At 73.7% G+C, this 3,917-nt stretch carries 3 protein-coding genes; all 3 read right to left on the bottom strand.

Annotated elements, in window-relative coordinates; translation table 11 throughout:
• Positions 1-1,144 precede the first annotated feature (1,144 nt).
• The 3 genes from ACZ7KX_RS41990 to ACZ7KX_RS41980 are packed head-to-tail and all read right to left on the bottom strand — an operon-like array spanning position 1,145 to position 3,172.
• The gene (locus ACZ7KX_RS41990) at positions 1,145-1,900 is read right to left on the bottom strand and encodes an SDR family oxidoreductase (protein WP_396553108.1); all 756 of its coding nucleotides are present in this window, start codon (positions 1,898-1,900) and stop codon (positions 1,145-1,147) included.
• Complete coding sequence (locus ACZ7KX_RS41985; RefSeq protein WP_350519293.1) at positions 1,897-2,880, bottom strand: 3-oxoacyl-ACP synthase III family protein; 984 nt, start codon at positions 2,878-2,880, stop codon at positions 1,897-1,899. Before ACZ7KX_RS41985 ends, ACZ7KX_RS41990 begins: the two co-directional genes overlap by 4 nt.
• Before the next feature lie 31 nt (positions 2,881-2,911).
• Complete coding sequence (locus tag ACZ7KX_RS41980) at positions 2,912-3,172, bottom strand: hypothetical protein (RefSeq protein WP_396553106.1); 261 nt, start codon at positions 3,170-3,172, stop codon at positions 2,912-2,914.
• Between the last annotated feature and the right edge of the window lie 745 nt (positions 3,173-3,917).

The following is a 3,917-nucleotide window of genomic DNA, read 5'->3' as shown; positions in this document are numbered from 1 at the left end:
CGCGACACCTGTGTTCCCCCGCCCAACAACCGCCTTCCCCACTTCTACCCCCCCCTCCCCCCACACCCCCCTCCGCTGCTGCGCGTGAGCAACCGCCGGGCCGCCGCCATGGCACGGCATGGCATGGCATGGCCGCACGTGCGTGAACACCTGTCACCCACCAAGCAGGACGGAGCCCTGTCGAGCGGGTCCGACAGCAAGGCGATCATCGAGGACTTCACCATCCTCTTCCACGGTCGCCGGCCGACGGATCTCGAAGAGCTCCGCCCGTTCCACGCCGCCCTGCACAAGGGACACTTGAGATTCGTCGACGCGGCCCGACGCTCACTCGACGGCTCCCAGGAACGCCTCGCACGCGCGCTCGGCGGTCCGTCGCCGTGGCGCGGCGTCGAGTCCTTCCAGCCCCCGCCGGCCGCCGGCCGTCCGGCGCCGGGAACGACGGGACGCCGGGGAGACGAAGAGGCGGTCGCGCACCAACCGCCCGGCGCCGGGACACCCCGGTGCCCACAGTGCCGGGCAGCCGGAACACCGGAGCAACGGGACCCGGGGCGCAGCGGTGCCCAGACGCCGGGCTACCGGGCGGGCTGCCGGAGCAACGGGGCGCCGGGCCGGCGGGGTTCAGGGCGCAGCGGTGCCGGGGCCGGCTTGGGCGTCCAAGGAGCAGGAGCCCCGGAACCGGCAACGCGAGGACGCGGCCGCCCGCCGGCCGTCCGGCGCCAGGGAGATCCGGGTGCCCACGGTGGCGGGCGGCCGGTACAGCGGAGCAACGGGGCGCCGGGCCGACGGGGGTCCGGGGCGCAGCGGTGCCGGGGCCGGGTGTCCGGGAACCGGGGCCCCGGAGTCCTCGACGCGCCGTCTGCCGGCCGTCCGGCGCCGGGATGCCGGGGAGCCGTGGGCGGGCCGGCGGTCTCCCGCGGGCCGTCCGCGCACCCGCCGCTCTGGACAGCGGAGCAACGGGGCGCCGGGGTTGTGCAGTGGCGGTGGCGGGGGCCAGGGCGGCGGCGGTGTGTTCTCCGGGCAGCGGGTGCGCCCCCGTTGCCCGGGTGGGAACCGGGGAACGGGGGCGCCGGGGTGGTCCCGTCCGGCCCGGGGGGACGGGCCGGAGGGGACCGGGAGGGGCGGGGTGGGTGTGCCGCTCAGGTGATCAGGTGATGGAGGCGCCGGAGTCGATGCTGATGACCTGCCCGGTCATGCAGTCCTGGTCCAGGAACAGGGTGATCGAGCGGGCGACCTCCCGCGGGGTGACGAACCGCGGCACCGGGACCTTGTCGCGCATGCCGGCGATGACGTGTTCGGGCAGGGTGTCCGTCATCCCGGTGATCATGAAGCCGGGTGACAGGGCGTTGACCGTCACCCCCCGGCGCCCGCACTCCGCCGCCAGCGTCCGGGTCAGGCCGATCAGCCCCGCCTTGGACGCGGAGTAGGCGGTCTGCCCGGCCGTGGCGATCAGCGCCGACGGGGAGACGATGTTGACGATCCGCCCCCACCGGGCGCGCAGCATCGCCGGCACGCACACCCGGGCGGTGTGGAAGGAGCCGACCAGGTTGGTGTCGATGACCTGGCGCCACTGCGCCGGGTCCTGCATCGCCATCAGCGAGTCCTTGCGGATCGCGCCGTTGTTGACGAGCACGTCCACCGGGCCCAGCGCCGCCGAGATCTCCTCGTACATCGCGGTGACCGCGCCGTAGTCGGCCACGTCGCCGGTGACCAGGACGTGCGCGTTGGTCAGCTGCGCCGCGGTCTTCTGGGCACCGTCGCGCGAGGAGTTGTAGTGGACCGCGACGCGGCAGCCCGCCGCGTCCAGGGCCAGCGCCAGCTCGCTGCCCAGGCCGCCCGAGGCGCCGGTGACCAGCGCCACCGGCGACACGGGCCGTGCGCCGAAGGCGTCCTTGCCGCTCATCGCACGCCTCCCCACGTCATCAGGACCGATCCCCACGTCATGCCCGCGCCGAACCCGGCCAGCAGGACGGTGTCGCCGTCCGCGATGCGCCCGGCGTCCAGGGCCTCCGCCAGCGCGATCGGGATCGAGCCCGAGGCGGTGTTGCCGTAGCGTTCCAGGTTCGTCACCAGCTTGTCGGTGGGGATCCCGGTGTGGGACAGCACCGAGTTGATGATGCGGATGTTCGCCTGGTGCGGCACCACGTGGTCCACCTCGGCCGCGGTGATCTTCGCCTGTTCCAGCGTCTCGCGGATCGTGCGCACCGTGTAGCGCACGGCGTTGAGGTAGATCTCGTTGCCGTTGATCTGCGCGTAGTGCAGCCCCTGGGCGACCGTCTCGGCGGTGGTGGGCATCCGCGAGCCGCCGGCCAGGACCTTCAGGCTGTTCTTGCAGGAGCCGTCCGCGCCCAGGTTCCACGCCCGGATCCGGTCCACCGGCCCGGGGGTCAGCACCACCGCGCCGGCCCCGTCACCGACCAGGATCGACAGGTCCCGGTCGGCCGGGTTCGCGGTCTGGGTGTGGGTGTCCGAGCCGATCACCAGGATCGGGCGCGGGTCCATGCGCATCAGGCCCGCCGCCGTCACCAGCGCGTACACGAACCCCGCGCACTCGGAGTTCACGTCGTGTGCGCTGCCCGCGATCCCCAGCTCGTCGTGGACGAACGCCGACGTCGCCGGCGAGGGCTGCTCCGGGGTGGCCGTCGCCACGATCAGGTGCGCGATGTCCGCACCCGTCAGCCCCGCCCGCTCAAGCGCCCGGCGCCCGGCCTCCACGGCCATCGACGCCGTGGTCTGCCCGGGCCCCACCGCACGGCGCTCCCGGATCCCGCACCGCGAGACGATCCAGTGCTCGTCCACACCGAAACGCTGCGCGAGCTCCGCACTGGTCACCACCCGCTCGGGCACGAACATCCCCCAGCCGGTGACGTCGAAACCGCTCATCACCCGACCCCTCTCTCCCCGCTCCGGGGCCTCAGTTGCCCTCGGTGGGAACGAGCGCCAGGATCCGCTCGTGGACCACCCGCAGCGTCGTGGTGTCGTCGATGTCCGCGAACAGCGACTCGTCCGCCGGGATGTGCGGGTACTGGTTCTGGAAGCCGTACAGCCACTCCATCAGGTCCAGCGAGTCCACGTCCGCGATGTGCTGCAACGCCGCGTCGGCGTCGATCTCGTGCGCACCGGACACCGCCTGCAGCTGCTGGGCCAGGTCCTCGATGGTGGGGATCTGCGACATTGGTGATCGTTTCCTCTCCTCGCCGGCCCCGCCCCCCGGGGGGCCGTATCACGGCACACCGGGGGAAGGGCAGACGGCTGTCAACGCGTCGAATGTGGGGAACGAAGTGCACGGACCGGCCCCTGTCGGGAACGGAGCGCACCAGCCGGCCCGCCGGCACCCGAAGGCACCGCCGGCCGGGACAACACCCGAGGACCGCAACCCTGCGGCCCGTCCCTCGTTGTGTGCGGGAGGGCCCGGGGGTGCGGTACCCGCCCCAGCCCTGCGGGCCGGCACCCCGCCCCGCCGGCGCCCCGCCCCCACCGGCCCCCGGCCGCGGCCGCCGGCCGCTGTCCGACCGTCCCGTCCGCACACCCGCGAGCCCGGCACAGGCACCACGAGAACAGGACGACGACGGACAACGACGAACCGGAGACCGGCAGCCACGAAAAGGGCAGGAACCAGGAAGACGGAACACCCACAGGACGGGACCGGCACACCGGCCCCCCGCCCCGCCCGCAAGCGGGACGGACAACGGGGGCCGGCACAAGGCCCGGACAAGCACCCTCCCCGGCCCGCAAGGAACAGGCAGAAGGAAAGCGACCCGGCCGTGGGGGCCGCGTGTCTTGTCGAACCGCATGAAACCCGCGCCCGCGCAAACGCCCCGCAACCCCCCACACCCCGCCGCCCTTGCGCACCGCTTGCGAGACACACGCTTACCTGACCCACAACACACCGCACCCGCACGCCCACCGGCACACCCCGA

It is taken from the genome of Kitasatospora sp. NPDC038210, assembly GCF_055600605.1.
This window is presented reverse-complemented; position numbering and strand designations above follow the sequence as displayed.

What these genes read in the sequence shown, in the direction of transcription:
- ACZ7KX_RS41990 (WP_396553108.1), bottom strand. Translation starts at nt 1,900, where the DNA reads ATGAGCGGCAAGGACGCCTTCGGCGCACGGCCCGTGTCGCCGGTGGCG.
- ACZ7KX_RS41985 (WP_350519293.1), bottom strand. Translation starts at nt 2,880, where the DNA reads ATGAGCGGTTTCGACGTCACCGGCTGGGGGATGTTCGTGCCCGAGCGG.
- ACZ7KX_RS41980 (WP_396553106.1), bottom strand. Translation starts at nt 3,172, where the DNA reads ATGTCGCAGATCCCCACCATCGAGGACCTGGCCCAGCAGCTGCAGGCG.